The 26,791-nt window shown below is 60.3% G+C and carries 23 protein-coding genes, 1 pseudogene and 1 riboswitch; of the genes and pseudogenes, 11 read left to right on the plus strand and 13 right to left on the minus strand.

Annotation, left to right across the window (positions count from 1 at the left end):
• Window positions 1-52: 52 nt before the first annotated feature.
• The 6 genes and pseudogenes from ACJ8MK_RS09105 to ACJ8MK_RS09130 form a co-directional block, all read right to left on the minus strand.
• Window positions 53-1,588, minus strand: coding sequence for a phospholipase D family protein (locus ACJ8MK_RS09105; RefSeq protein WP_101426921.1), 1,536 nt, complete (start codon window positions 1,586-1,588; stop codon window positions 53-55).
• An 86-nt stretch (window positions 1,589-1,674) separates the two neighbouring features.
• On the minus strand, window positions 1,675-2,466 hold the full coding sequence (locus ACJ8MK_RS09110) for an AraC family transcriptional regulator (protein WP_442517671.1): 792 nt from the start codon (window positions 2,464-2,466) through the stop codon (window positions 1,675-1,677).
• 351 nt (window positions 2,467-2,817) lie between these two features.
• Window positions 2,818-3,135, minus strand: a complete 318-nt coding sequence (locus ACJ8MK_RS09115) for a cupin domain-containing protein (RefSeq protein WP_015377878.1) — start codon at window positions 3,133-3,135, stop codon at window positions 2,818-2,820.
• A gap of 342 nt (window positions 3,136-3,477) precedes the next feature.
• Window positions 3,478-3,885, minus strand: a complete 408-nt coding sequence (locus ACJ8MK_RS09120) for a DUF2000 domain-containing protein (RefSeq protein WP_033653160.1) — start codon at window positions 3,883-3,885, stop codon at window positions 3,478-3,480.
• Between the two features lie 52 nt (window positions 3,886-3,937).
• Window positions 3,938-4,786 carry an AraC family transcriptional regulator gene (locus ACJ8MK_RS09125; protein WP_047567479.1) on the minus strand — a complete coding sequence of 283 codons (849 nt, stop codon included), beginning with the start codon at window positions 4,784-4,786 and terminating at the stop codon, window positions 3,938-3,940.
• 71 nt (window positions 4,787-4,857) lie between these two features.
• A pseudogene (locus ACJ8MK_RS09130) lies at window positions 4,858-6,739 on the minus strand (diguanylate cyclase domain-containing protein).
• Between the two features lie 181 nt (window positions 6,740-6,920).
• Window positions 6,921-6,996: riboswitch (Fluoride riboswitch) on the plus strand.
• 40 nt (window positions 6,997-7,036) lie between these two features.
• On the opposite strand from ACJ8MK_RS09130, the gene ACJ8MK_RS09135 reads away from it, so the two are divergent.
• From ACJ8MK_RS09135 to eno, 3 genes are read left to right on the plus strand one after another with little or no spacing between them, the layout of a single operon-like run.
• Window positions 7,037-8,002: a DHHA2 domain-containing protein gene (locus ACJ8MK_RS09135; RefSeq protein WP_101426919.1), complete on the plus strand. Its 966-nt coding sequence runs from the start codon at window positions 7,037-7,039 to the stop codon at window positions 8,000-8,002.
• Window positions 8,003-8,005: 3 nt separating this feature from the next.
• Window positions 8,006-8,434: a universal stress protein gene (locus ACJ8MK_RS09140; protein WP_033648314.1), complete on the plus strand. Its 429-nt coding sequence runs from the start codon at window positions 8,006-8,008 to the stop codon at window positions 8,432-8,434.
• A 16-nt stretch (window positions 8,435-8,450) separates the two neighbouring features.
• Window positions 8,451-9,734, plus strand: a complete 1,284-nt coding sequence (gene eno / locus ACJ8MK_RS09145) for a phosphopyruvate hydratase (RefSeq protein ID WP_060436315.1) — start codon at window positions 8,451-8,453, stop codon at window positions 9,732-9,734.
• Here the strand turns inward: eno and ACJ8MK_RS09150 are convergent.
• A complete protein-coding gene (locus ACJ8MK_RS09150) occupies window positions 9,721-10,143 on the minus strand; it encodes a MerR family transcriptional regulator (protein WP_101426918.1) in 423 nt (140 codons plus the stop codon). The genes eno and ACJ8MK_RS09150 overlap by 14 nt on opposite strands.
• A gap of 71 nt (window positions 10,144-10,214) precedes the next feature.
• On the opposite strand from ACJ8MK_RS09150, the gene ACJ8MK_RS09155 reads away from it, so the two are divergent.
• The 3 genes from ACJ8MK_RS09155 (at window position 10,215) to ACJ8MK_RS09165 (ending at window position 14,812) form a co-directional block, all read left to right on the plus strand.
• Window positions 10,215-11,435 carry an NADH:flavin oxidoreductase/NADH oxidase family protein gene (locus ACJ8MK_RS09155; RefSeq protein WP_101426917.1) on the plus strand — a complete coding sequence of 407 codons (1,221 nt, stop codon included), beginning with the start codon at window positions 10,215-10,217 and terminating at the stop codon, window positions 11,433-11,435.
• Window positions 11,436-11,941: 506 nt separating this feature from the next.
• Window positions 11,942-13,324 carry a diaminobutyrate--2-oxoglutarate transaminase gene (locus ACJ8MK_RS09160; protein WP_072010260.1) on the plus strand — a complete coding sequence of 461 codons (1,383 nt, stop codon included), beginning with the start codon at window positions 11,942-11,944 and terminating at the stop codon, window positions 13,322-13,324.
• An 18-nt stretch (window positions 13,325-13,342) separates the two neighbouring features.
• A complete protein-coding gene (locus ACJ8MK_RS09165) occupies window positions 13,343-14,812 on the plus strand; it encodes a pyridoxal phosphate-dependent decarboxylase family protein (protein WP_033638493.1) in 1,470 nt (489 codons plus the stop codon).
• A 56-nt stretch (window positions 14,813-14,868) separates the two neighbouring features.
• On the opposite strand, the gene ACJ8MK_RS09170 is transcribed toward ACJ8MK_RS09165, so the two are convergent.
• From ACJ8MK_RS09170 to ACJ8MK_RS09190, 5 genes are read right to left on the minus strand one after another with little or no spacing between them, the layout of a single operon-like run.
• Window positions 14,869-15,870 (minus strand): VOC family protein, encoded by a 1,002-nt coding sequence (locus tag ACJ8MK_RS09170; protein ID WP_442517672.1) that lies wholly within the window; start codon window positions 15,868-15,870, stop codon window positions 14,869-14,871.
• Between the two features lie 40 nt (window positions 15,871-15,910).
• Window positions 15,911-17,398, minus strand: a complete 1,488-nt coding sequence (locus ACJ8MK_RS09175; protein ID WP_033653165.1) for an aldehyde dehydrogenase family protein — start codon at window positions 17,396-17,398, stop codon at window positions 15,911-15,913.
• Between the two features lie 38 nt (window positions 17,399-17,436).
• A complete protein-coding gene (locus ACJ8MK_RS09180) occupies window positions 17,437-18,288 on the minus strand; it encodes a fumarylacetoacetate hydrolase family protein (RefSeq protein WP_308414142.1) in 852 nt (283 codons plus the stop codon).
• 8 nt (window positions 18,289-18,296) lie between these two features.
• A complete protein-coding gene (locus tag ACJ8MK_RS09185) occupies window positions 18,297-19,025 on the minus strand; it encodes a GntR family transcriptional regulator (protein ID WP_101455603.1) in 729 nt (242 codons plus the stop codon).
• 23 nt (window positions 19,026-19,048) lie between these two features.
• Window positions 19,049-19,828 carry an SDR family oxidoreductase gene (locus ACJ8MK_RS09190; protein ID WP_033653167.1) on the minus strand — a complete coding sequence of 260 codons (780 nt, stop codon included), beginning with the start codon at window positions 19,826-19,828 and terminating at the stop codon, window positions 19,049-19,051.
• 172 nt (window positions 19,829-20,000) lie between these two features.
• On the opposite strand from ACJ8MK_RS09190, the gene ACJ8MK_RS09195 reads away from it, so the two are divergent.
• The 4 genes from ACJ8MK_RS09195 to ACJ8MK_RS09210 are packed head-to-tail and all read left to right on the plus strand — an operon-like array spanning window position 20,001 to window position 24,230.
• Window positions 20,001-21,623, plus strand: a complete 1,623-nt coding sequence (locus ACJ8MK_RS09195; protein WP_033653168.1) for a GMC family oxidoreductase — start codon at window positions 20,001-20,003, stop codon at window positions 21,621-21,623.
• Entirely contained in the window at window positions 21,616-22,272 is a 657-nt protein-coding gene (locus tag ACJ8MK_RS09200) for a polysaccharide deacetylase family protein (RefSeq protein ID WP_033653169.1), read from the plus strand. Before ACJ8MK_RS09195 ends, ACJ8MK_RS09200 begins: the two co-directional genes overlap by 8 nt.
• A gap of 19 nt (window positions 22,273-22,291) precedes the next feature.
• Window positions 22,292-24,016, plus strand: a complete 1,725-nt coding sequence (locus ACJ8MK_RS09205) for an FAD-dependent monooxygenase (RefSeq protein WP_207766358.1) — start codon at window positions 22,292-22,294, stop codon at window positions 24,014-24,016.
• Window positions 24,006-24,230 carry a hypothetical protein gene (locus ACJ8MK_RS09210; protein ID WP_033653170.1) on the plus strand — a complete coding sequence of 75 codons (225 nt, stop codon included), beginning with the start codon at window positions 24,006-24,008 and terminating at the stop codon, window positions 24,228-24,230. Before ACJ8MK_RS09205 ends, ACJ8MK_RS09210 begins: the two co-directional genes overlap by 11 nt.
• Here ACJ8MK_RS09210 and ACJ8MK_RS09215 read toward each other — a convergent pair.
• On the minus strand, window positions 24,200-25,105 hold the full coding sequence (locus tag ACJ8MK_RS09215) for a LysR family transcriptional regulator (protein WP_033653171.1): 906 nt from the start codon (window positions 25,103-25,105) through the stop codon (window positions 24,200-24,202). The two genes, ACJ8MK_RS09210 and ACJ8MK_RS09215, sit on opposite strands and share 31 nt — an antisense overlap.
• A gap of 159 nt (window positions 25,106-25,264) precedes the next feature.
• On the opposite strand from ACJ8MK_RS09215, the gene ACJ8MK_RS09220 reads away from it, so the two are divergent.
• Window positions 25,265-26,782, plus strand: a complete 1,518-nt coding sequence (locus ACJ8MK_RS09220) for an aldehyde dehydrogenase family protein (protein ID WP_033653172.1) — start codon at window positions 25,265-25,267, stop codon at window positions 26,780-26,782.
• Window positions 26,783-26,791: the final 9 nt, after the last annotated feature.

Here is a 26,791-nt window from a genome sequence, read left to right on the forward strand (position 1 = left end):
TAAAGCAAGAAACGTGCCTGAGACAGGGGCGCTTTTCCCTACCGCCGCGCCGTTACAGCATCCATTCGATCGGCAGCCAGCCGGCCACGATGAGAACGATGCGTTTTACCCAGCCGGCGCCGGGCTCTTGCTGATGCACCTCGATGTGGCCGTCTTCGAAGGCTTCGTTCCAGACCATTTTGCCCGCGGGCGTCAGCGCCGGGCGGTAGGCGGCGTACTCGAGCGGGCCATCAAACAGCTGGCGGGTGTCGGCCGCCAGCGTCGGGCTGTCGATCAAGAAGCCCATTTCGCAGTTCAGGTGCGCCGATCGCGGATCGAAATTGAACGAGCCGATAAATACCCGTTTATCGTCGATGGCGAAGGTTTTCGCGTGCAGCGCCGCGCCGGACAGTCCCAGCGGTTTGAGTTCCTGCCGCCCCGTCGGCTGGCCGGCGCGCAGCTTCAGCTCAAACAGCTCGACGCCCGCCTGCAGTAGTTCACGCCGGTATTTGGCGTAGCCGGCATGCACCACCAGCACGTCGGTGGTGTTCATCGCGTTGGTCAGCACGCGAATGGATTTTCCCTGTTTGGCGAGCGATTCAAAAAAGCTCGCCCCTTCCCGGCCCGGCACGAAATAGGCGGAAACCAGATCCAGTTGCCGGCCGACGCCGCCGATAATCTTGCTCAGCTGCGTCACCATCAAACGATCGCGCGAAGCCTTGCCCAGCCCTTTCGCCGGATCGTCGGCCACCAGCTCTACCTGGGTGAATTCCGGCTGGACGACGCCATCGCGAAAGCGCACCGCGCTGGTTTCCAGCTGCACCGCCAGTTTGCGGGCCCGTTCGCTGCTTTCGGTCGCGGTGGCCTGTGCCAGGAAGGCGGAAAGGTCGCCTTTGCCCCGGATAATCTGCTCAACGCCAAACACCGACGCGCTGTTCCAGTAGCGATCGAAGACCTCGGCGGTCTCCGCCACCACGTTGCCGACGCTCAGCACGTCGAGATCGAGGAAATAGTTTTCGTCGCCGACCTGGAAATACTCGTCGCCGATATTGCGGCCGCCGATGATCGCCACGGCGCCGTCGACGATGTAAGACTTGTTATGCATGCGCCGGTTCATGCGCATAAAGTCAAAGGCGTAGCCGGACAGCTTCGGCGTGCGCACGGTTGACGGGTTAAACAGGCGGATCTCGACGTTTTCCTGGGCGTTCAGCGCCGCCAGGGTCTCGTCCATGGCGACGCCGTTATCGTCCAGCAACAGCCGCACGCGCACGCCGCGTTGAGCCGCGTCATACAGGGTTTTCAGCAGGATCTGCCCGGAGGTGTCGTTATGCCAGATGTAGTACTGGGCGTCGATCGACCTTTCCGCCATCCGCGCCAGCGCCAGGCGGCTGGCGAAGGCATCGTGACCGCTGGCCAGCGGTACCACGCCGCTCAGGCCCGGATGCGCCGCCATCAGTTCGGCGGCGCGCGCCGGCAGCTGGGCGGCAGGATCCGCCGGCAATGCCGCCTGCGGCAGACGCTGGGAGATATTCGGCAAACGAAAGATGACTCTGGCCGCAATAATGGCGATCGTCACGGCGAGAATCAGATACACGACAATTTTTATCACAGGAAGCGGCCTCGGAGGTTGACTGCTTTGCTTTATACGTCATTAGGTTGCTTCAATCTATAGGAGAAGCGCGCTATGCCATAAGGCTATAGCGTAAAGCGCGAAGGCGAAACACCAAACAGTTTTTTGAACGCCACCGAATAGGCGCTGTGGCTCTCGTAACCGCTTTCGAAGGCGGCGTGGATGATCGAGTGGCCGGCCAACAGCAGCGGAATGGACGACAGCAGCCGCAGGCGCTGTTTCCACTGGCCGAAGGTGATGCCGGTTTGTTGGCTGAAATGGCGTTGAAAGGTCTTTGCGCTGATCGACAGTGAATCGGCCCAGGCCTCAATGCCGCGATCGTCGGCCGGCGTGATGACCAACTGCCGGCAAATTTCGGCCATTCTCGCCTCTGCCGGCCAAGGCAGGTGCAGCGCCAGCTGCGGCTGCAGGCTCAACTCCTCAAGGAACAACGCTCTGAGCAGCGCATTGCGTTGGGTCTCCGCCCCTTCGGGCGCCAGCGTCGCCAGCTGAGCGATCAGCTCTCGCAGCAGCGGTGAGACCTGCAAGACGCCGTCGCGCAGCGGCAAACGCGCGGCGGTGATTTCATCGACCAAAATCCCGTAAACGCAGATGTTGCTCTGCATGACGATCTGATGCTCTACCCCCGGCCGCAGCCAGACTGCGGTGGTGGGCGGCACGATCCAGCGCCCGCTGCTCGCCTCGACCGCCATAACGCCCTGCTGCGAATAGAGCAAGTGGCAGCGCCTATGCGAGTGGTAAGGAATGACAAAGCCCGCCGGATAGTGTTTCACCAGCCCCGTCACCTCGAACGAGGAGTTTTCGTGGCTGCTGAGGTCGATGTGTTTCGTTTCGGCGTTGTCGACTTCGAATCCCATGGTCGTTTGTCCCTTTTGATAACGCGAATGTCTTTTATTTGATAGAGAGGCCGCATGATCCTCCATATAGTGACGCTGTCGCAAGCCACACCAGGGGCCTTATGCGAAGAAACTCACTATTTACACCAAAATTTCATCGTTCTGCGTAAAACGCAGGCGTTGCGCATGCGCTGCGCAATGGCGGCTCGTTGCGGGGGCGACGTGGCCGAAAGTGATGGATAGGGAAAGCGCGGTGGCATAATCAGGAGGTATACGCATCAATCAGCAGGCAGCTCAGCCCGGGGGGGCGGCTTAATGCTGAAGGGATAGGGAGAGCGCCTAGGCTCTCCTCCATCCAGAGTTGTTATTTCATCAACGGGCCAACTCGGCGCCGTCCAGCTCGGAAATCGCCAGACAAATCACTTCCGTAATGGCCTGTACCGTATAGGCGGTATTGGCAGGAATGATTAACATCTCATGGGGTTGCAACGTCTGATCGTCAACCTTCAGTTCACCGCTCAGCACCATCAGTTTCACCCAGCCCGGATGAAAACGCGCCGGTTGTCGGCTGCCCGCATCCAGCTTCAGCAACGCCGTATGGCCAGGCGTTTCCCGTTTCAAAATATGAAAGTGTACCCCATCGTAAGGCATGTTTTCGTAATGCAGTGACGCCAGTGTTCTCTTATGCATGGTAAGTGTCCTCGTGACCTGTGAGTAGCTGCTCCGCCTTCGGTCGCCGTAAAAACGATTGGCGGCTGTCCCTACCGAAAGCACAGGCTCGCAGCCTCTTGGCGAACGGATTAACTGTCGTACTTGCAGCGGCCCGACCGACCGCCGTTTCATGCCTAACCTGCCTCAGGCATGCTACTAAATATATAAGAGCCTCGCCGACGGCGCAAAAAACCGCGGTTCTTATCATTTAATGATGCCCGAACCTCATTTCAAGTGTTGCCGCCAAAGCCCCCATGCCGCCATTCAGACGGCATGGGACGGGCCCCCTGCTTTCGCCGCCGGGCTGCGCACTTTCCAGCCCTAGCCGTGGAGCGCCAGGCCTTTTATCGCCTTATCCACCGCTTTCTTCGGCCCGCGCAGCGCCAGGCCGACCAAATCCAGATTGTCCGCGTCTTCAGCGCGAAAAACCTGGCGGTTGGCTTCATCGTGCCCGGTCGCGAACATGGCGTGCACATAGGGGATCAGCGTTAATTCCCGCTCCAATCCTTTGCGATGCACATTTTGCAGGCCCGGCAGATCCGCGGCGAAAATCAGCATCGGCTGCCCGGAAATGGCGCCGTAGCGTCTGCCCTGCGCATCCACGTAACGCTCGCCGATGATTTCCGGGGCCGCGGCGGCGATGCCCGTCGCCAGAAAGGCCACCACGTTCAGCCGCTGCCAGGTTGGCAGATCGTCACGCACGATAAACGCTATCTTGGTATCAAACATATTTCGCTCTACTCCGTTGTGCTGTTAAACGCGCATCATCGGAGATGGCAAGTCAACGGTATAGAACGTTTGTGCACTGGCGTTGATAGGCCGCCGGCGATAATCGGTAGGCGCGCTGGAACCAGCGGCCCAAATGGCTCTGATCGGCAAAACCCACCTGCATGGCGACCTGCGCCGGTTCTTCCCCCTGCGCCAACAGCAAGCGTGCAGCCCGCAGCCTCAACCGAACCAAATAAGCGTGCGGCGACTGGCCGAAAGCCCGGGTGAACTGGCGAGTCAGGCGGAAACGATCCAGGCCGCACTGAAGAGCAAGTTCATCCAGGCTGGGATTATCCGCCATATGTGCATGCAAGTAGTCCCGCAAGCGATTCATCTCAATTAAAGCGTCATCGCTTTGGGAAGTTGGCCGAACGCGAATATGCCGTGCCAAAAGCGTCAGCAGTTGATCCAGGCTTTGATCGCGCGCCAGCCGGCCTTCCCCCTGATGCAACGCAAAAAACGCCTGGTGGATCGCGGTCGCCAGCATCGGATCGTCGGTCAACGTGCTGTGGAAGGCGCCTTCCAGCACCGAAGCGTCCCCCAATCCGCGGCGGCTCATCGCGTCGGAGACCCAGCGCTGCGGCAGATAAAGCATCGCATAGGTAAACCCCTCGGCCTGCGGCGCATGGCCATCGTGCACCGCGCCCGGCTCGATCAGCATGGCGCGCCCCGGCCGGCTGGTATGCAGCGAGCGGTGGCAATGGAAACGCTGCAAGCCCTGCTGCGTGACGCCCACCAGCATTTCATCATGATCGTGAGGATCGTAGGCATGCCCCTGAAAGTGAGCGTTGACGCTCTCAATACCGGTTTCGTCATCGCGTCGCAATTCGAGCCAGTCTTTATGTTGATGATTTGACGCCATGCAATCAGTCCGGAGTTCTGCTCACAGGAAAAGAAAAAACAGCTTACCCTGACACTGCCGCGGTTGCACGCTCACAGCTCGCAGATGGCGTAAGTGCCCTTTCCGGCCGATTTCGCCTGATACATCGCACCGTCGGCGCGGGTCAGCAGCATCTCCTCCGTCACATCGCCGCGTGGGGAAATGGCCGCGCCGATGCTGGCGGAAAGCCGTACCTTCTGCGGCCCGATCTGCGTAATTGTGGCCAGTTGCGCCAACACGTTTTCGCAAAACTCGCTGACCTCGCGCCGCGGATCCGTCAACGGCCACAGGATCACCGTGAACTCGTCACCGGCCAGACGCGAGACGCTGTGGCGCTCGCCGGCGCAGGCGCTGAGCAACGTGGCGAAGGTTTTCAGGATCGCGTCGCCGAAATCATGGCCATAGCTGTCGTTAAGGGTTTTTGAAGCCGTCGAGATCGATAAACAGCAGCGCCATCTGCCGCTGATGGCAACAGGCCTGCAGCGTGCCCGACAACCGGCACAGAAACGCGCGGCGGTTGGTCAATCCGGTCAGCATGTCGTGGGTCGCGTCATATTCCAGCCGCTGCTGCAGCCGCTTCAGTTCGGTGATGTCCATGGCGAGAATGTAAAAGCCCTGCGCTTCGCACGGCACCAGCGTGGTGTGGATCATCAGCAGCCCCTGCCGGGTCTGCAGCTCATTCTCAAAACTCACCATTTCGCCCGCGAGGGCCCGTTCGATCATCGGTTTTGCTATCCGATAAACGCTTTCCCCCATGAAATCGCGCACCGTCATCCCCCTGAGGCTGGACTCCTCCAGACCGAACCAGGTTTTGTAGGCGCTGTTGGCGAACAGGTAGCGTTCATTGCCGTCGATCTGGCTGATTAAGGCCGGCATGTTGTCGGTAATGGCGCGCAGACGCTCCTTCTCCGCACTGAGCTGATATTCGGCGAGCACGCGGGTTTCAATCTCTTCGTTGAGTTTTTTGACCACCACATTCAGCTCCCGCGTGCGGGTTTCGACGCGTTCCTCCAGCTCATGCTGCAACGCGAACAGATCGGCCTCGGCCGCCTTGCGCTCGCTGATATCGACGATAACCGAGATGAAATGGTCCGGTTTGCCGTTCGGCAAGCGATTGAGCGCCACCGTCAGCTGCACCCAAACGATCGAGCCGTCGGCGCGGAAATAGCGTTTTTCCATCGAGTAGGTGCTGATTTCATTTTTCAACAGCTGCTGCAGCTTTTCCAGGTCGGTATTGAGATCGAGCGGATAGGTAATGTCCTGGAAGGTGCGATCCATCAGTTCGCGCTCGGAATAGTGCAGCATTTCGCAGATGCGCGGGTTCACCCGCAGCCAATACCCCTGCAGCGAAACCAGCGCCATCCCTACCGCCGCCTGGGCGAAGGTCTGTTCGAACAGGGCCTCCGTGCGCTGCAGGTCGGACTTCAGGTTTTCGGTATAGACGTGGCGCTCAATACTTTGCAGATACTCCTCCACCACGGCGGCGAAATCATGCAGATCGGCCAGTTGTTCCGGGGAAAACGGCTGCGGGTGGCTGTCGATAATGCACAGGGTGCCGAGCGGCAGCCCGTCGAGCGACAGCAGCGGCTGCCCGACGTAGAAACCGATCCTCGGCCCGCCGATCACCAGCGGATTATCGAAAAAGCGCGGGTCGTTGGCGGTATCGGGCACCACCAGCGCTTCGCGTTGCAAGATCGCATGGCCGCAAAACGAGATATTGCGCGGCGTTTCCCGGGCATCCAGACCGTAGCGCGATAAAAACCATTGGCGATCCCGGTCGATCAGCGACACCAGCGCAATGGTCACGCCGAAGTATTTCGCCGCCAGCCGCGTGATGCGATCCAGTTTTTCCACCGAGTTTGAATCCAGCACGTTCAGCGAATTCAATACCGACAGGCGTTCGGCTTCGTTTTCGGGGAAGCAGGGTTCGAGCATGTTGTCTCCCATTGTGTCACCCACGGTTCCGGCGCAGCCAGCCGGCGTGAGTCCGTTCGCCCTATCCGTCGGTAGCGACAAATATCCTTGTCCATCATAGACTCACTCTCAGTATCAATCCGATTATGTATTCTCGCCAACTTTGCCGGACGTTGCGTTTACCCCCGCGCTGCGCTACAGTCGTTCACAAGGTGATGGTGTTCCACCTTTCCCAACCGCCGCGTTCACTCGAACCGGATGATGACGCCTGATATACAACTTCGCTTTATTTTTTAGGCAGGTATGTCAGGAGTCGCTATGAATGAAATCTCACGTCTTACCCCTTTTCCGTTCCAGCCCGATGCCGTCGCGCGGGAAATGCCCCTGTACGTTTTCGGCCATAAAAATCCCGACAGCGACAGCATCTGCAGCGCGCTGGTGGTCGCGGACTGGCTCAATCACCTCGGCAAACCGGCCGTGGCTTTCCGCCTCGGCGACCTGACGCCGGAAACCCGCTACATACTGGCCGCCGCCGGCGTGCAAGCGCCTGCACTCCTGAAAGGCGATCTTCGTGACCGTAAAGTCTGGCTGGTCGATTTTACCGATATCGAACAAGGGCCGGCATCATTGCCCGACAGCGACGTGGTCGGCGTTATCGACCATCACCGGCTGGGCACGTTAGTCACCCGCAACCCGCCCGATGTCTGGGTGCGCGCCGTCGGCTGTTGCGCCACCGTGATCCTGCAGATCCTGACGGCAGAAAGGCCGATGCCACTTAGCGCCGCGCAGGCCACTCTGCTGCTGGGAGCTATCCTGAGCGACACCGTCGCGCTCAGTGCGCCGACCACCACGGAACAGGATCGGCTGGCGGTCACCCGGTTGCGCGCAATCTCTCACGTCGACTATGACGCTTTCATCGCCGGGCTGCTGGCCGCCAAAACCGATCTCTCCGGGCAATCCGCCCCGCAGTTGCTGCAGCGCGACGCCAAGAATTACCGCATCCATACCGTTTCGCTGCTGCTGTCGCAGATAGAAGTGCGGGCCATGAGCGACATCGATCCGCTGTTGCCCGCACTGCAACAGGCGCTTGAACAAGCGAAGCAGGAAGCCGGGCTGGAGATGGCTGCACTATTGGTCACCGATATCACCCGCCGCCGCTCCACCCTGTATTTCTCGTCGAACCGGGTGCTCGGCATTCGTCAGGTATCGCTGCCCGATATGACGAGCCGAAAAAAAGAGGTTTTACCGTGGTTAACCCTCCAGATCGCTAACGCAGGGAGATAAGTCATGCCGCTCTATCAACACGCTTTACTGCTGGTACAGGATGAACGCGACGGCCGGCTGCTGTTGCGCCATGCCGAACGCCTCAATCAGCAGATGAATACGCGCATTACCGTGGCGCACATCAGCGCCGACTATGCCGAGTTGGACTACCTCAGCGATGCGCAAACCAAAGATCGCCAGTCCAGCGAGGTGATCGCCGCCAAAGCCATGCTCAGCCGCCTGGTGGAAGACTGCTCAATCCCCCTGGAGGTGCGCGCAATCGTCAGCATCCATCGCTTCAAAGACGTCGAAGCCCTGATTGCCCGTGAAGGTGTCGATCTTTTGTTGCTCGGCCATCAGAACCGTCCGTTTGGCGTCTTTGCCTCCTTCGGTTTCGAATTCATCAACCATTTATCCATCGACGTGCTGATAAAACACGTTCCCACTCCCTAGAACGAGGTGACTACCCATGAGCTATGAGATTGAAAGCGTAACCGCCAGAGAGATCCTGGATTCGCGCGGCAACCCGACCGTCGAAGTCGACATGAGCGCGGCGGGCGTCGTGGCCCGGGCTTCGGTGCCTTCGGGAGCCAGCACCGGGTCGCGCGAGGCGGTGGAGCACCGCGACGGCGATCCGCACCGTTTCGGCGGCAAAGGCGTACTGGAGGCGGTGCACAGCGTCAAAACGGCGATCAATGAGGCGCTACTCGGGGTGGATGTGCGCCAACAGGCGGAGATTGACCGCCGGCTGATCGCGCTGGACGGCAGCGAGAACAAGAGCCGATTGGGGGCCAACGCCCTGCTCGGCGTTTCTCTGGCCGCCGCCCGCCTCGCGGCGCAATTGTCGCAGCTGCCGCTGTATCGTTATCTGGGCGGCATCGGCGCCAACCTGCTGCCGGTGCCCTGCATGAATATCATCAACGGCGGCGTGCACGCCCGGTGGCAAGGGGCGGACTTTCAGGAGTTTATGATAGCTCCCCTGGGCGCGCCGTCGCTGCGCGAGGCCGTGCGCTGGGGTAGTGAAGTTTATCAGGCGCTACGCCAAATCCTGTTGGAAAAAGGCCTGTCGGTCGGCGTCGGTGACGAAGGCGGTTTCGCGCCGGCGGTCGCCTCAAATCGCCAGCCGCTCGAGCTGATCGTGCAGGCGATAGAAAAAGCCGGCTACCGGCCGGGAGAAGATATCGCGATCTGCATGGATCCGGCCTCGAGCGAATTCTACGCCGACGGCAAGTACCGTCTGCGCAGCGAGAACCTCGAGTTGGACGCAGCCCAGATGACGGCCTATTACCAACGGCTGGTGCAGGACTTCCCCATCGTGCTGATTGAAGACGGCTTGGCCGAAGACGATTGGGCCGGCTGGCGTATTCTGAGCGATGCCCTGGGCGACCAGGTGGAGCTGGTCGGCGACGATCTGTTCGTCACCAACGTGAAATACATCCAGCGCGGGATTGATGAACGGTTGGCCAATGCGGCGCTGATCAAGCTGAACCAGATCGGCACGCTGAGCGAAACCTTCGCCGCCGTACAGCTCTGCCAGGCGAACGGCTGGGGCACCTTTATCTCGCACCGCAGCGGTGAAACCGTCGACAGCTTTATCGCCGACATGACGATCGCGATGCGAGCCGGCCATCTGAAAACCGGCGCGCCGAGCCGCGGCGAGCGCATCGAAAAATACAATCAGCTGATGCGCATCGAAGACCAATTGGGCGCCGCGGCGGTGTATGCCGGGCGTTCCGCCTTTAAACGCCGCTAAGCTTTGCCGGCCGGGCCGGCGATGCGTCGGCCTGTTTTTCGCCCTTGGTTTGGCACAGCCCTGCCACACCGGACGCCAATAAGGTCAGCCGGGTCGTCAACAAGGTTTCTCGTTGTTCATTCAGCGTGGCCATCATCAGCTCGATCTCCGCCAGCCGTTCATCGACGCCACGTATCAACCCATCCTCATAAGCGCTGCCCTGCAGCGCCAGCACGCGTTGGATCGCCTGCAGCGAAAAACCCAGATTCTGGCCGATTTGGATCAGGTGCAAACGCTCCAGCGCGCTGTCGCCGTACACCCGATAGCCGTTGACGCCGCGCACCGGTTTCGGCAACAACCCCAACTGCTCGTAGTAGCGTATCGCCGAGGCGGCCATGCCGGCGCGCTGCGCCAATTCTCCGATCTTCATGCCCTATTGACCTTAAAGTTAACTTTAAACCTAGTATAGCGCCATTCCCCGTACGACAGGAGCGCAAACCGATGTTTACCCCACTGACACTGCCCAACGGCAGCCGTTTATCCAACCGTCTGGCCAAGGCGGCGATGGAAGAAAATCTGGCCGCCCCGGGCCAATTGCCCGGCCCGGCGCTGTGGCGCTTATACCGCTACTGGGCCGAAGGCGGCGCCGGCTTGATCATCACCGGCAACGTGATGATCGACGGCCGCGCCATGACCGGCCCCGGCGGCGTGGTGCTGGAACAGGACACGCCGCTCGCCCCGTTCGAAACCTGGGCCAAGGCCGCGCGCCAGGGCGGCGCGCAGGTGTGGATGCAGCTTAACCACCCGGGCCGGCAGGTGATGGCGAACATGGGCGGTAACGCGTGGGCGCCCTCCGCCATCCCGCTGGCTATGGGCAAGCACAGCAAGCTGTTCGCCCAGCCGCAGGCGATGGATGAAACGCAGATCGCCGAGGTGATCGCGCGCTTCGCCGCCAGCGCGCACGCCGCCGAACAGGCCGGTTTTACCGGCGTGGAGATCCACGCGGCGCACGGCTATCTGATTTCCCAGTTTCTCTCGCCGCTGACCAACCAGCGCAACGATCGCTGGGGCGGCGAGTTGGCGAACCGCGCCCGGTTGCTGCTGGAGGTAGTGCGTGCGGTGCGCGAGCGCGTCTCGCCGGAATTTTGCGTGGCGGTCAAACTGAACTCCGCCGATTTCCAGCGCGGCGGTTTTTCATCGGACGATGCCCGCCAGGTGGTGCTGATGTTGAACGAGTTGCCGGTCGATCTGATCGAACTGTCCGGCGGCAGCTACGAAAGCCCGGCGATGCAAGGCGACACGGCGGACGGCCGCACTCTGGCGCGCGAAGCCTATTTTCTGACCTTCGCCCGCGATCTTGCCGCCGTCGCGCGCATGCCGGTGATGACCACCGGCGGCATCGCCCGCCCGTCGGTGGCGCAGCGGGTGCTGGACAGCGGCGTCGCGGTCGTCGGCATCGCTACCGCCATGGCGGAAATGCCCGATCTGCCGCGGCGCTGGCAAACCGGCGCGGCCCCCCATGCGCTGCCTGCCCCGATCACCTGGCGCAGCAAGGTGATGGCGTCGCTCGCCCGCATGGCGTTGGTCAAGCGCCGGATGCGCGCGTTGAGTGACGATCGGCCGCGCAATGTGCGCTACTCGCCGCTGTTCACGCTGGTCGTCGATCAGTGGCGTACCCGCCGTATCCTGCAGCGTTACCACGCCTGGTTACGGCAACGTTAATGACCGCGGCGCCGGCAGACACGCCGGCGGCCGCACAAAAATCCCGCTTTTTTGATCGCGCTACGTAAAATCTGCAAGAAATCACCGCTCTGGATACTGCGCTTTTAACGCTCGGCTGCTTATATTCATCACAAATTTTGTGTATATAACCGCTTTAGGACTTAAGGTGGTGAATAGATGAAAATAAGCCGCTATTTTCTATTTATGTTATTAATCGGAAATTCACCTTAATAATAAATGCATTAAAGAAGCAGCTAAAGGAAAGCAGAAAAGCATTTTTACGCAATGTTAAAGAAATGTTGTTTTTTGCCGGCAAAACCAACGGTCAACAAATCAACAACATATTGATGAGCCTAAGAAAAAACTAAACAATTCAAAACAAAATCGGCTATTGAGTCCCAGGCGAAAAAGCCATATATTGGTCGCGCTTTTCACAAGGCAGTTACTTTTCTAATTCATTAATTCAATCGTTGCGTCTTGAGACCTTCGGTTGTAGGAGAGATATGATGACGGATAAAGTCCGTATTGATACTTTAGTTGCAAACTCATTAAACGGAAACAATGAAACCTATTTGGCGCGCCAAGCCGAATTTGAGTCGAATGTTAGGAGTTATCCGCGCAAATTGCCGTTGGCAATTGCGAAAGCCCAGGGCGTTTGGATCACTGATGTTGAGAATAATCAATATCTTGATTGCCTGGCCGGGGCGGGAACGTTGGCTCTTGGACATAATCACCCCGACGTCCTGCAAAGCATCCAAAATGTCATTACCAGCGGCTTGCCGTTACATACTCTCGATCTCACGACCCCGTTAAAAGATCGTTTCTCCGATTACCTGCTCTCTCTGTTGCCGGGCGAAGGCAAAGAATATTGCCTGCAGTTCTGCGGCCCGTCCGGCGCCGATGCGGTGGAAGCCGCGCTGAAGCTGGCGAAAAAGCACACCGGCCGTTCCGGCGTGATCAGCTTCTCCGGCGGCTATCACGGCATGACCCACGGCGCGCTGTCGGTCACCGGCAACCTGTCGCCGAAGGCGGCGATCAACGGCATGATGCCGGAAGTGCAGTTCATGCCTTACCCGCATGAATACCGCTGCCCGCTGGGCATCGGCGGCGAAGCCGGCGTCAAGGCGCTGACCTACTACTTCGACAACCTGATCAACGACGTGGAAAGCGGCGTGCGCAAACCGGCGGCGGTGATCCTGGAAGCCGTTCAGGGCGAAGGCGGCGTTAACCCGGCGCCGGCCGAGTGGCTGCAGCGCATCCGCAAAGTGACGCAGGAGCATGGCATTCTGCTGATCATCGACGAAGTTCAGGCCGGTTTCGCCCGTACGGGCAAGCTGTTCGCCTTCGAACACGCGGGCATCGAGCCGGACATCATCGTTATGTCGAAAGCGGTCGGCGGCGGCTTGCCGCTCGCGGTGCTGGGCATCAAGAAAGAGTTCGACGCCTGGGAACCGGGTCACCACACCGGCACCTTCCGCGGCAACCAGCTGGCGATGGCCACCGGCCTGACCACCCTGCAATACCTGAAAGAGCACCAGGTCGCCGACAAAGTGGCCGCGCAGGGCGAATGGCTGAAAGGCAAACTGGCCGAGCTGCAGAAACGGTATCCGGTGATCGGTCACGTCCGCGGTCTGGGCCTGATGATCGGCATCGAGATCGTCAAGCCGAACGAAGCGCAGGATCACATGGGCTGCTACCCGGCCGATGGCGAGCTGTCCGCGTTGCTGCAGAAAAAGTGCTTCGAATCCGGTTTGATCCTGGAGCGCGGCGGGCGCAATGGCTGCGTGCTGCGTCTGTTGCCTTCCCTGCTGATCACCAACGATGAGCTGGGTATTTTCCTGGATAAATTTGAGCAGGCGCTGTTGGCCGCCGGCGTCAAGCCAGTCTGATTGGAGCGAATGACCGCGATGTCCAAGTTAAACCCGATTCTGGCTTCCTCGGCGCACAGCGCCGAGGCTTACCGCCAGGCGATCGCGCAGAGCAGTGAAGCCGTCGTGCAGTGGCTGCAACAGCCCGAGATGTATCAGGGCAAAAGCGTGGCCGAACTGCGCGAGCGCATCAAGCTCGACTTCACCCCGCAAGGCCTGGGCAACCAGGCGGCGATCGATCGCGCCATCGAGTACTTTTTGAAAGACAGCCTGTCGGTGCACCACCCGCAGTGCGTGGCGCACCTGCACTGCCCGAGCCTGGTGATAAGCCAGGCCGCCGAAGTGCTGATCAACGCCACCAACCAGAGCATGGATTCCTGGGATCAGAGCCCGTCGGCCACGCTGATCGAAATGAAGCTGATCGAATGGCTGCGCGCCCAGGTTGGTTACCAGCCCGGCGACGCCGGGGTGTTCACCAGCGGCGGCACCCAGAGCAACCTGATGGGGCTGATGCTGGCGCGCGATGCATTCTTCGCGCGTCAGGGCCACTCCGTGCAGCAGGACGGCCTGGTGGGCGATCTGCGCAAGCTGAAGGTGTTCTGTTCTGAAAATGCCCACTTCTCGGTGCAGAAGAACATGGCGCTGATGGGCCTCGGCTATCAATCCGTCACCCTGGTGAAAACCGATCGCTTCGCCCGTATGGACGTGAACGATCTGGCGGAAAAACTGGCGCAGGCCAAGGCCAACGGCGAGCAGGTGATGGCGATTGTCGCCACCGCCGGCACCACCGACGCCGGCGCCATTGACCCGCTGCGCGACATCGCGCGGCTGGCGGCGCAGCAGCAGATTTGGGTGCACGTGGATGCGGCCTGGGGCGGCGCGCTGCTGCTTTCCGAGCAGTACCGCGACTACCTCGACGGCCTGGAACTGGTGGACTCCATTACCCTGGACTTCCACAAGCAGTTCTTCCAGACCATCAGCTGCGGCGCCTTCTTGCTGAAAGACGAGCGCCACTATGAGCTGATGCGCTATCAGGCGGCCTACCTGAACTCCGAGTTCGACGAAGCGCAAGGCGTGCCGAACCTGGTGTCCAAGTCGCTGCAGACCACCCGCCGCTTCGATGCGTTGAAGCTGTGGATGGGGCTGGAGGCGCTGGGGCAGAAGCAATACGCCGAGATCATCGATCATGGCGTGACGCTGGCGCAACAGGTAGCGCGTTACATCGCCGATCAGGAATCGCTGGAACTGGTGATGCAGCCGCAGCTGGCCAGCGTGCTGTTCCGCTACCGTCCGGCGCAGCTGGCGGCGAACGGCGACGCGGCCGTCGCCTTGTTCAACCAGCGCATCGGCGACGCCCTGCTGGAATCGGGCCGCGCCAACGTCGGCGTGACCGAGTTCGATGGCGTAACCTGCCTGAAGATGACGTTGCTGAACCCGATCGTGACGCTGGAAGACATCAAGCTGTTGCTGGCGCTGGTCGAGAAAACCGCGCAGCAGCTGCCGGCGTAACGTCGCGCAGTGTGCCACTCAAGCCGATAACTTGCGTTATCGGCTTTTTTATTCCCTCAAATACGCGACAGGTACTCTTCCAGCACCAGCGGATAGCCGCCGCCTGAAGGATGCTCGATCGCCGCGCCGGCAAACGTGCTGGCTTCCGCTACCCATTTGCGCTGCGGCGGCAGCCCCCAGGGCAACAGTTGCTGGCGTTGATCCGCCTCAAGCAGATTAGTCCCCAGCTCGATATCGATCATCTGATACGGCGTGTTATGCAGCTCGAGGCGGTGCCCGTCAGGATCGCGCAGATAGACGAACAGCACGTGCCCCATACCGTGTCGGCCCGGCCCACGCTCCACCGCGTCACCGAACCCCAGGTTGCCGGCGGTATCGCAGGCGCGCAGGATCTCCTGCGAATCGGGAATGGTATAGCCGAAGTGATGCAAACGCGGCCCCGGCCCATGCAGATACACCAAATCCTGCGTATTGCCCTTGCGTTGCAAAAAGGCGGCACCCATCCCTTGCTCGTTCATATAAATGTCCGAGGCGCGAAATCCCAACTGCGTCATATAAAATTCGGCCGCCCGCTGCACATAGGGTGTATGCAGCTGGAAATGGTCCAGCCGTTGGGCGCTGCCGCCGCGGTACAAATGCACCTGATGGTGCAAGCGCGGCATCACCGGCATACTGGCGCAAAGTTCAATCGGTGTGCCTACCGGATCGGTGAAATGCAGGGTGAGCCCCTGAAACGGCACCTCCGCCCAGTGATTATCAAGGCCTTGCTGATCCAAAAACCGCTTGGCCGCAGCCAGATCCTTTTCCTGAAACACCCGTAGGCCAATGCGCTCGCAGTGCGGCTCCGCTTTGCTGTAGGCGATCACCAAACTGTGATGACAGGCCTCTTCCAAACCGCGCAGATACAGATGGCGATCGTCCTTGTGAGTCAACACCATGCCTGCTACCTGGGTGTAAAACCGCTCGCTGGCGGCCAGGTCTTGCGAGGTCAACACCAGATGGCTTGCGCGTGTGATGGCGAATGGCGGATCATACTGGGTAACCGGTATTCGGCTCATTACCGTTCCTTAGGGGCACACGGCCCCGGTTCCGAGGAGCTCAGTAGCACATGATGACGGATTTCAGCTCGGTGTAGGACTCAATGAACGCGCTGCCGAATTCACGACCGATGCCGGAAGCCTTCCAGCCACCGAACGGTACGGCCGGATCCATGATGGTGTGCGAGTTGATCCACACCATGCCCGCCTCAATGCGCCGCATCAGGCGCAGTGCTTTGCTGAAATCATTGGTCCAGAGACTGGCGGACAGACCGTAGGCGCTGTCATTCATCCACTGCAGCAGTTGTTCTTCATCATCGAACGGCATGAAACTCAGCACGCCGGCAAAGGCCTCTTCTCGCATCAGCGGATCGTCATGCCCGTTGGCGCGGATCACCGTCGGCGTGACGTAAAACCCGTCCCCCACCAGCGCCTGCCCACCGCTCAACACCTGGCCGCCCTGCCGTGCCCGTTCGAACAGCGCCTGCATGCGGGCAAAATGCGGTTGGTTGGCCAGCGGCCCGTACTGCGTCGCTTCATCCAGCGGCGAACCGATGCGCAGCGTTTCGACGCGTGCGATTACCCGCTCGACGATTTCGTCGAAGCGCGATGCGTGGATATAAAAGCGCTCGGCGGACGAGCAAACCTGCCCCTGATGCACCAGCCCGGCGAGCATGATGCCGTCTACTGCCCGCTCGGCATCGACGTCGGCGAGAAATGCCGCCGGATTTTTGCCGCCCAGTTCCAGCGTCACGCGGGTCAGATCGGCTTTGAGCGCCGCCTGACCGATAGCGATACCGGCAGGCACGGAACCGGTGAAACTGACTTTGTTGACGCGCGGATGTTCTATCAGCCACTGCCCGACCTGACGTCCGCCGTTGACCACATTAAATACCCCTGCGGGCACGCCGGCCTGATGAGCCAGCTCAGCGAGACGCAGCAGCGTCAATGGTGCGAACTCACTCGGTTTGACCACAATGCAGCAGCCGGTGCAAAGCGCGGCGGCGATTTTCCAGATGGCGATCATCAACGGGAAGTTCCAGGGCACGATCGCCGCCACCACCCCGACTGGCTCCCGGTAGGTCATGGCGGTGTACTGCTCGCCAGCGAACGAAGGGATGGACGGCGCCAGCGTCTCGCCATGCAGCTTAGTGGCCCAGCCTGCGTAATAGCGGATAAAAACGCAGGTATGGTCAACCTCGAAGCGACGCGCGTCGCCGATCAGTTTGCCATTGGTTAAGGTCTCCAGTTGAGCAAACTCCTCGCGATGCGCCTCGAGTAGATCGGCAAGGCGCAGTAAAATTTGCTGGCGTTGCGCGGGAAGACAGCGGCCCCAGTCTCCCTGCAACGCACGCCCGGCGCTCTCCAGTGCCCGATCCACGTCGTCGGCAGAAGCCGCAGCCACATCGGCTATCGTCCTGCCGTTAGCCGGATTCACCACCGGCAAACGCTCTACGTTGGGCGTCGCTCGATACTGCCCATCAATAAATTGTCCATGATCCTGCGCCAAAAAGGCGGAAACCTGCGGCAGAATGTTAATATCAGCCATCGTACTCCTCCTGTTTCATCGGGGGCTAGCAAGCGCCGTCAGGCGCCGGTATCGTGCATGACCGGATTGCTGAGCGTGCCCAGGCCGGCGATCGCCACCTCGACCCGATCGCCGGCCTGTAGCCAGACAGGCGGCTGACGGAAAGCGCCTACGCCACCGGGCGTGCCGGTTACCAGAACGTCGCCTGGCGCCAGCGTGGTAAAGGTCGAACAGTATGCGATCAACGCCGGAATAGAGAAGATCAGTTCCGCCAGCGATGCCTGCTGCATAACCTCGCCGTTGACGCGGGTTTCCAACTGCAGCGCGCTCGGTTCAGGAATGCGATCGGCGCTCAGCAACCATGGGCCGAAGGCGCCGGTGCCGCTGAAGTTCTTGCCGGCGGTAAACTGCGAACTGTGGCGCTGCCAGTCGCGCACGCTGCCGTCGTTATAACAGGCATAACCGGCGACATGGCGCATGGCGTCGCGTTCGGCTATGCGGCGCCCGCCCTGGCCGATCACCACCGCCAACTCGCCTTCATAATCAAGCTGCGCCGATTCCGTCGGGATTAGCAGCGGCTGCCCCTGACCGACCTGCGAGGCGGGCAACCGCAGAAACAGCGTCGGATGGCCGGGTGCTTCGCGGCCCGTTTCCCGCAGATGTGGGCGATAGTTGAGGCCGACGCACAAGATCTTCTCCGGATTGACGATCGGCGGCAGCCAGCTCACCTCATCGGCCTTCAGGCTGGCCGGCGCGTCGCGCAGCGGTGCAAACGCCTCAATGCCACCGGCGGCCAGCGCATTGCGAACATCGGGGTAAGGCAGTATGGCGCTGCCGTCCACAATCTCATTTTCTCCGCGCAGCAGGCCGTAACCGGTGCGCCCATTGGCAATAAAACTGACGATTCGCATGGGATCTCCTAACGTGGGGAGCCACCGGTGAGAGCGGGGTTGTCCGTCTGTTCAATAATTCGCTGCGCGGTATCTTGATAGTGCCGGGCCAACAGTTCGATCGCTCGATCCGTGTCGCGCGCCAGCGTGGCGTCCATAATCGCCTGATGCTCGCCGTCCACATCCCGCTCCGGCACTGCGCCGGCCAGTTCATAGCCAAAACGCAAGCGGCGATAACGTTCAGACTGATCGAACAACAGATCGGAAAAACGCAGCATCCACGGTGAACCGCAGGCCATCAGCAGGCTGCGATGAAACGCATAGTGAAGCTGGCTCCAGGCGTGCGTTTGCCCCTCATTTTCCAGACGCGGGCTGCGTTTGAGGCGGTGAAACGCGGCGACGATCCCTGCCTCCCATTCGGCGTCGCCGTTGGCGATAGATAGCCGCAGCGCGTGAGTTTCGATCATTTGCCGGTTGGCGGTAATGTCCTGCAGCTCCTTCAACGACACCTCGCTGGCCCGGAATCCCCGCTGTTCATGGGCGATCACCAAGCCTTCGGTCACCAACCGCGACAGCGCTTCGCGCACCAGGCCGGGGCTGATGTCCAGTTCGGCGGAAATATTGCCGATCACCAGCTTGCTGCCGGGTTGATACTGCCCATCGATAATGCGGCGACGGATCAATGCCACCGCAGCGCCGCTCAGGCTCTTGAACTCCCCCTGTTGCTGCAGCGGGCTTTCCGTGGATTTCATGTTCATTGCCCTCTCTTTTGGTTGCTTCGCTATAACAGGGCGGGATAGGCACCGCCATCCAGGTGCATGTTTTGTCCGGTCATGTACCCGCTCATCTCGCTGCACAGGTAGACGCAGGCGGCGCCGAACTCCTGCGGCAATCCCATGCGCCCGGCAGGAATGGAGTCTATCTGGCTCTGCCGCGCCTGTTGAAAGGTGATACCGCGTTGTTCCATGGCGATATGCGCCATCTGCTGTTGACGCGGCGTATCGAAACGCTCGGGCAACAGATTGTTGATCGTGACATTATCGGCGACGAACTCGCGCGACAACCCCTTGCAGGCCGCCGTCAGGCCGGCGCGCGAGGCGGCAGACAGCGTCATGTGGGCACGCGGCGTGCTGACCATCGCCGACGTAATATTGATGATGCGGCCGAATTTACGCGCCCGCATTCCCGGCGCCAGCGCGCGGATCAACATCAGCGCAGCAAGCAGATTTCCTTGCAGCGCGTCAAGCCACGCGTGTTCATCGAAATCGAAGAAGTTGCCCGGCTCTGGACCAGCATTGTTATTGACCAGAATATCGGCGTCCGGACAGGCGGCCAGCAGGGCCGCACGGCCTTCTTGCGTGGTGATATCGGCGACCACCGCCTGCACTTGCCCGCCGATTTCGGCCTGGAGTCGTTGCCGTGCCGCCTCCAGCCGCTGCGCATTGCGCCCATTGATCCAGACGCTCGCCCCTTCTTTTAACAGCGCGGCGGCGCAAGCATACCCCAAACCGCTGCTGGACGCGCAAACCAGAGCGTGTTTATCCGCCAGCTTCATATCCATAACCGCTCTCTCCTGTCGCCAGATAAGCCCATCGCTGAGCATGGTGATGTTGCTTAAATGTCATGCTAGCGATAAAAAATATAGACATCAACAAAAAATATTCTTTATTATAAAAAATATATTTTTTCGTATTTCTGGCATTTTCACTATCACCCCACTTCAGGGAGAGCGCATGCAAGAGAACGAACGATATGACTATATTGTGGTGGGCGGCGGTTCCGCCGGTTGCGTAATCGCCGGTTTGCTGGCGGAAAAAACCTCCGCGCGCATTCTGCTGCTAGAGGCCGGGCAGGAAGACAAAAACCTGTTCATCCGAATGCCGGCCGGTTTTCCGGAGATCGTCGGCAAGCTGATTTGGCCCTACCAAAGCGACGATGAACCCTATATGAACCATCGGGCAATGGGCATACCGCAAGGGCGCGTATTAGGCGGCGGCAGCTCGGTGAACGGACAGCTGTATGTGCGCGGCCATGCGCAGGACTACGATGACTGGGAGCAGCTCGATGGCTGCACCGGCTGGGGGTACCGCGATGTACTGCCCTATTTTATCAAAGCGGAGTGCAACCAGAGCCTGCACGATGAATACCACGGCGATCGCGGCCATCTCAAAGTCAGCGACTCCGGTTACCGCCACCCGCTGAGCTATGCCATCGTCAAAGCAGGACAAGAGCTGGGCTATCCCTATTCCCTGGATTTCAACGGTAAGCAGCAACAGGGCATCGGTTTTTATCAAACGACCACCTTTCAGGGGCAACGCTGCAGCACCGCCACGGCCTATCTGACGCCGATGCGCCGCCGGCCCCATCTTCACGTAATGACCGGCGTTCAGGTGGAGCGCCTGCTGTTAGAGCGCGATCGCGCCGTGGGCGTTGCCTACGTCGATGCTGACGGCAAACACCGGCAGGCAATGGCGGCTCGCGAGATCGTGCTGTGCGCCGGCGCCATCGGCACGCCAAAGCTGTTGATGCAGTCCGGCATCGGCCCGGCAGAGCATTTGCGCGAGGTCGGCATAAAACCCACACTCGACAGCCCCCTGGTCGGCCAACGCTTGCAGGATCACCTGCACTTCTCCGTCATCGCCACCTTGAAACAGCCCATCAGCCTGCTCGGACAAGACAAGGGCGTCAAAGCGCTGGCGAACGGCCTGGAATGGCTGCTGTTCAAACGCGGCATTTGCGCCTCCAATCTGCTGGAGTGCGGTGGCTTTTTCGCCACCGGCGATGATGAACGTCCTGACGTGCAACTCATGGGGCTGGCGGCGGCAGACAACGTGGACGACAAAGGCCGACAGGCTCAGTGCCAGCATGCAGTCTCGCTGAAGCTGGCCCACCTGCGGCCACTCGCACGTGGTGAAGTACGGCTGCGGGACAGCAACCCGCGTTCGTTGCCGGATATTCGTCTTAATTATCTGGCCGAGGAAGCGGACGTCGCCGCGCAAATCAGGGCGGTGCATTTGGGATTACGGCTCTTTCAGGCGCCTGCATTAGCCAATGTGATCGACCGTGTGCTGCTGCCGACGCCGGATCAGCGCAGCGATGAACAGTTGGCAGAGTTCGTGCGCCAACACGGGAAAACCGAGTACCACCCCATCGGCACGTGTCGTATGGGTGCCGAACCGGCGGATTCAGTCGTGGATTTAAAACTGTGTTTGCGCGGCATTAGCGGCGTTCGCATCGCGGATGCCTCGGTGTTCCCACGCATTCCGGCAGGCAATACCAATGCGCCAACCATCATGGTGGCGGAACGCGCGGTCGATATGATGCTGGCAAGCCTCGAGGAGCGAAATAATGCATAAAAAACTGACGCTGACGTTTGACAACGGCCCCCATCCGGTGGGCACCCCGCTGGTACTGAAAACGCTGGCAGAACGTCGAATTCTGGCTAACTTCTTCCCCATCGGCGAGAAGATCGCCGCAGAAGGCGGCGAGGCGCTAGTCGCCGCCGTCAAACAGGCCGGACACCGCGTCGGCATTCATACCCTGACTCACTCGCTGCCTTTGGGGTTGGGCGCCCCGGGCTTCGCTCGCTATGAGATTGTCGAAGGACAAGCCCGGCTCGGCGCCTACGGCGAATCGCCCCCGCTGTTTCGCCCCTATGCCGGCAAAGGCATTCTCGGGCCTCACGTGCTGAACCAAGAAGCCATCGAGGTTCTGCAGCAGCAGGGTTTTACCCTGGTACTGTGGAATTCAGTGCCGCGCGACTGGGAACTGCCGACCCACGCCTGGGTAGCGCGTGCGCTGGAGGACGTCGCCAGCCAAGCCTGGACGGTGATGGTGTTGCACGACGCGCGTCCGGAGGCGATGGAGCATCTCGGCGATTTCCTCGATCAACTGGTGCTGAGAGACGTAGAGATCACCCAACAATTACCCGACTGGGTGATGCCGATCCAGGCCGGCGTAGCGCGCCATTCTTTCAGCTCGCTGGTAGCGCCGGCAAACGAGTGACAGTGCGATAAGGAGACAGATGATGCAACCCGATAACGTGATTGGCGAATTTCATTATCAACAATACCCGGCTCGGTTACCGCCGCGGGAGGGCGATCGCGAGACGCATCGCCATCAGGTAACGATTGTCGGCGGTGGGCCGGTCGGTCTGGCCACCGCATTGGCGCTGGCGCGGCAAGGCGTCGCCTCGCTGATCCTGGAAAACGACACTCAGGTATGCATCGGCAGCCGGGCGGCCTGTATCTCACGGCGCAGCCTCGAGATCCTCGATAAACTTGGCGTGGCCGACGCCTTTATCGACAAAGGGTTAGCCTGGACGCGCGGCCGCAGCTTTTATCAGGGTGAACAGGTGATGCAGTTCGACATGCTGCTGGATGACAACCAGCAATTTCCGGCAATGATCAATTTGCAGCAGTACTACATCGAGCAGTTCCTGCTGGATGAAGCGATGCGCAATGACGATTTGATCGAAATTCGCTGGGGCTCGGAGGTGCAACGCATCGTCTCGTCACACGATGGGGTCAGCGTGTCGGTGCAGGCGGCGGGCGTTGATTATCGACTCGAAACCGAATGGCTGCTCGCCTGCGATGGCGGCCGCAGCCGTATGCGGGAACAACTGGGATTGCATATGCAAGGCCGGGCGCACAAAGGCCGTTTCGCCATCATTGATATCGAACTGGAAAGCGAAACGCCGGCAGAGCGCCGGGTCTGGTTCGAAACGCCGCTCCGCCCCGGACCGATGTGGATGCATCGCCAGCCCGACAACATTTGGCGCATCGACTACCTGCTGGAGGACAACGTCAGCGACGAAGAGGGGCTGAAACCGGAAAACGTGCTGCCGGTCGTGGAAGACTTTCTGAAGATGGTCGGCGAAACGGGAAAATGGCGACCGATCTGGATCAGCATGTACAACGCCAAGGCGCTGTCGTTGGATGAGTACCGCCACGGTCGGGTGTTATTCGTTGGCGATGCGGCACACGTTGTGCCGATCTTCGGCGTGCGCGGTCTCAACGGCGGCCTGGACGACGCCTACAACCTGGGGTGGAAGTTGGCCTATGTTCTGCAAGGGCGTGCGCCGGAACATCTTCTGGACAGCTACTCCCACGAACGCCGCGGCGCCTGGCGCGAAAATGCCGATAGCGCAAGCCGCAGCGCGGAGTTCATGTGCCCCTCTACGCCCGGCGGCGCCACGCTACGCAACGCAGTGCTGTCGCTGGCGGCCCGTCATCCGCAATTTTCGTCGCTGATCAATCCGCGCCAGACCCACAGCATCCGTTATGCGGACTCATCGCTAAATACCCCGACGAACGGTGATTTGCCTGGGCCGGCAGTGGGTGCGGTGCTGACCGAGTATCCGCTGTTACGGGATGAGCGCCCTCAGGCCTTGACTGGGCTACTCGATGCGCGCTGCTTCACCCTGCTGCGCTTCCCGGCGCAAGAGGAATATGGTGAAACAACACCACCGGCACAGGCGTTGCAGGCGCGTTATCCACTGCGCATCGTCACCGTCGGTTTGCCGGGGCATCCACGTCACGGCGATGCCGGTGACGTGGAGGATCCACACGGGCGGCTGCATACCGCTTACAGCACGGCGCAAGGCGCCCTGTATTTGATTCGGCCGGATGGCCACGTGTGTTGGCGTTGGGGGCGAGACGAAACGGCCATGACCCAACAGATTGAGCAGGCATTGCTGCGCGCCTGTGGTAACCCAAGTGGCTACGAGGAGAATACCGATGAACGCTGAGCTGAACGACCGTCAACGCGATGAGATCTATCGCCATTTCGAACAGACTGCCGGTCGTTTCACCGGTGAAGCGCTGGCGCTGTTTCTGGCGCGGCTCAATCTGTTGCTGTTGGAGATGCTCGCGGATGAACATGCGGCTCGGGCTTTGATTACCGAGGCCGCTCAGTGTTCCCCCGAAAGCGATCAGCCTCCGGGGGAGAACGCCGCACGCTGATAATATTCTGCCAGGAAGTCCACGAAACTGCGTATGTTAACCGGCAGGTAGCGCCGGTTAACATACAGCACATACAGTGAACGACTGGTCCAGACGTATTCTGCCATCACCCTGACCAGCGCGCCGGCGGCCAGCGCTTCCCTGACCACGAACTCCGGTTCAAGGATAATGCCCCGGCCTTCAAGCGCGCTGGCTAGCAGCGCATCGCCGCTGTTGGCGCGCAGCGTGCCGAACACCGGTACTTCTACCGCTCGGCCCTGCGCATCTAGATATTCCCATTGTTCCGTACGCGGCAACAATGAATACATCAGGCAGTTGTGGTCGCGCAACGTTTGCGGTGAGGTGGGTGCGCCATGTTTCGCCAAATAGTCGGGCGAGGCGCAGAGAATCCGCGGAATGTCGCACAACCGGCGCGCCACCAGAGTGGAGTCTGACAAATTGGCCACGCGGATCGCCACGTCGATGCCCTGCTCAATGAGGTTGACCAACTGATCGCTGAGGCAAAACTCAACCGCGACACGCGGATAGCGACGTTGATAAGCCGCCACGATGGTCGCCAGCTCGGCGCGGCAGTATGGGTGCGGCGCGCTGATACGCAACGTGCCGCCCGGTTGCCCTTGATTACCCATATACTCCTCCAGCGCCTGGCATTCGGCGGTGATGCGCTGACTGAAGGCATAGCATTCACGCCCTGCCTCGGTCAGCGTCATCGAGCGCGTCGTGCGCTGCAGCAAGCGCACGCCGAAATGCTGTTCCAGTTCGGCGATGTGTTTGCTAACCCGCGGGCGTGAGAGATCGAGCATCTCAGCAGCGGTGGTGAAACTGCCACCGCTCACGACGGCGTTAAACACGCGCAATGCGCTGATCATATCCATTTTGCTTCCCGTTAATTCAGCGCGTTATTAGCACACTATAAGCCATCTATTGGTGCTTGTCCGTTACCAGTGTGGTGCCGTTTGCCCACTCGTCGCAATGCCGTCGTCCCGCTAGTTTAATGGCTCACCCGCTAAGCGGTGTCCACTAAGGGAACCGAGATGAGTAGCCAAAACAAAACTTTCGCCCAATGGCGGCAACAGGCCGCCGGGCTGCAAATTGAAGGCCGAGCCTATATCGCCGGTCAGTATCAGGATTCAGCCGATGGCATGACCTTCGTCGATGCCAGCCCAATCGACGGGCGCCCGCTGGCCAACATCGCCGATTGTGATGAAGCCACGGTCAATCACGCGGTGGCTGCCGCGGAACAGGCTTTCCAAGCCGGTGACTGGGCGCGGCGCACGCCAGCGCAACGTAAGGCAACACTGCTGCGACTGGCCGATCTGGTAGCCCAGCATCAGGAAGAGTTGGCACTCTTGGAAAGCCTGGATACCGGTAAAACCATCCACGAATCGCTGGATATGGACATGCAGGATGTACAGACCGCCATCCGTTATTACGCCGAAGCGATCGACAAGATCGCCGGTGAAATCGCCCCGACTGGCGACGCGTTCCATGGCATGATCACGCTGGCGCCGCTCGGCGTGGTGGCGGTGATGACGCCCTGGAATAACCCGCTGATGATCGCATGCTGGAAGATAGCTCCGGCGCTGGCGATGGGCAACTCGGTGGTATTCAAACCGTCGGAGAAAGCGCCGTTGACCGGTATCCGCTTCGCCGAGCTGACCCGTCAGGCCGGTATCCCCGACGGAGTATTCAACGTGGTAACCGGAGGCGCGCAGGTAGGCAAAACGCTGGCGCTGCACCCCCGGGTGCGCGCAATGGCGTTTACCGGCTCCACGCAAGTCGCCAAACAGCTGCTGATTTACGCCGGGCAGTCAAACATGAAACGCACCTTCCTTGAAGGCGGCGGTAAAAATGCGCACATCATTTTTGCCGACACGCCGGATCTGGCACGCGCGGCGCGCTTCGCCGCGCTGGGGTTCTGCGCCAATCAGGGGGCTGTGTGCGCTTCCGGCACTCGACTGCTGGTGCAATCTTCCATCAAAGCTCAGTTCCTGGCCTTGCTGTTGGAAGAGTTGAAGAAATGGCAGCCGGGCCATCCGCTGGATCCGGCCACCGCAATGGGGCCGTTGATCGATGTTCAACATCAGGCCAACGTGTTGCGCTATATCGAATCGGCACGCGCTGAAGGCGCAAGCATCCTCAGCGGCGGCCAGGCCGACAATACCCTGCTGCCGGGAGGGTATGTACTGCCGCCTACGCTGATCGACAACGCCACGCCGGAGATGACCGCCTCACAAAACGAGATCTTCGGACCGGTCGCCTCGTTGATGACTTTTGAAGACGAGGAGCAAGCCATTCAACTGGCGAATGACAGCGAATACGGCCTGACCGTCGGCTTCTGGACGCCAGACATCGCCAAGGTGCACCGCGTCGCGCGGCAACTCGAGGCCGGTACCGTGTGGGTCAACCATTTCCTGACGCGCGACATTCTTTCGCCGTTCGGCGGTTTCAAGCAATCCGGCATCGGTCGCGATCTGTCGCTGCACGCCTTGCCGCAGTACGGCGAAATGAAGGCCACATGGATTGCGCTGCAAGATATCGCCGCCCATTGATCGGCCGCG

The sequence above is a fragment of the Serratia sp. CY38905 genome (genome assembly GCF_052168875.1).
GTDB lineage: Bacteria > Pseudomonadota > Gammaproteobacteria > Enterobacterales > Enterobacteriaceae > Serratia > Serratia sarumanii.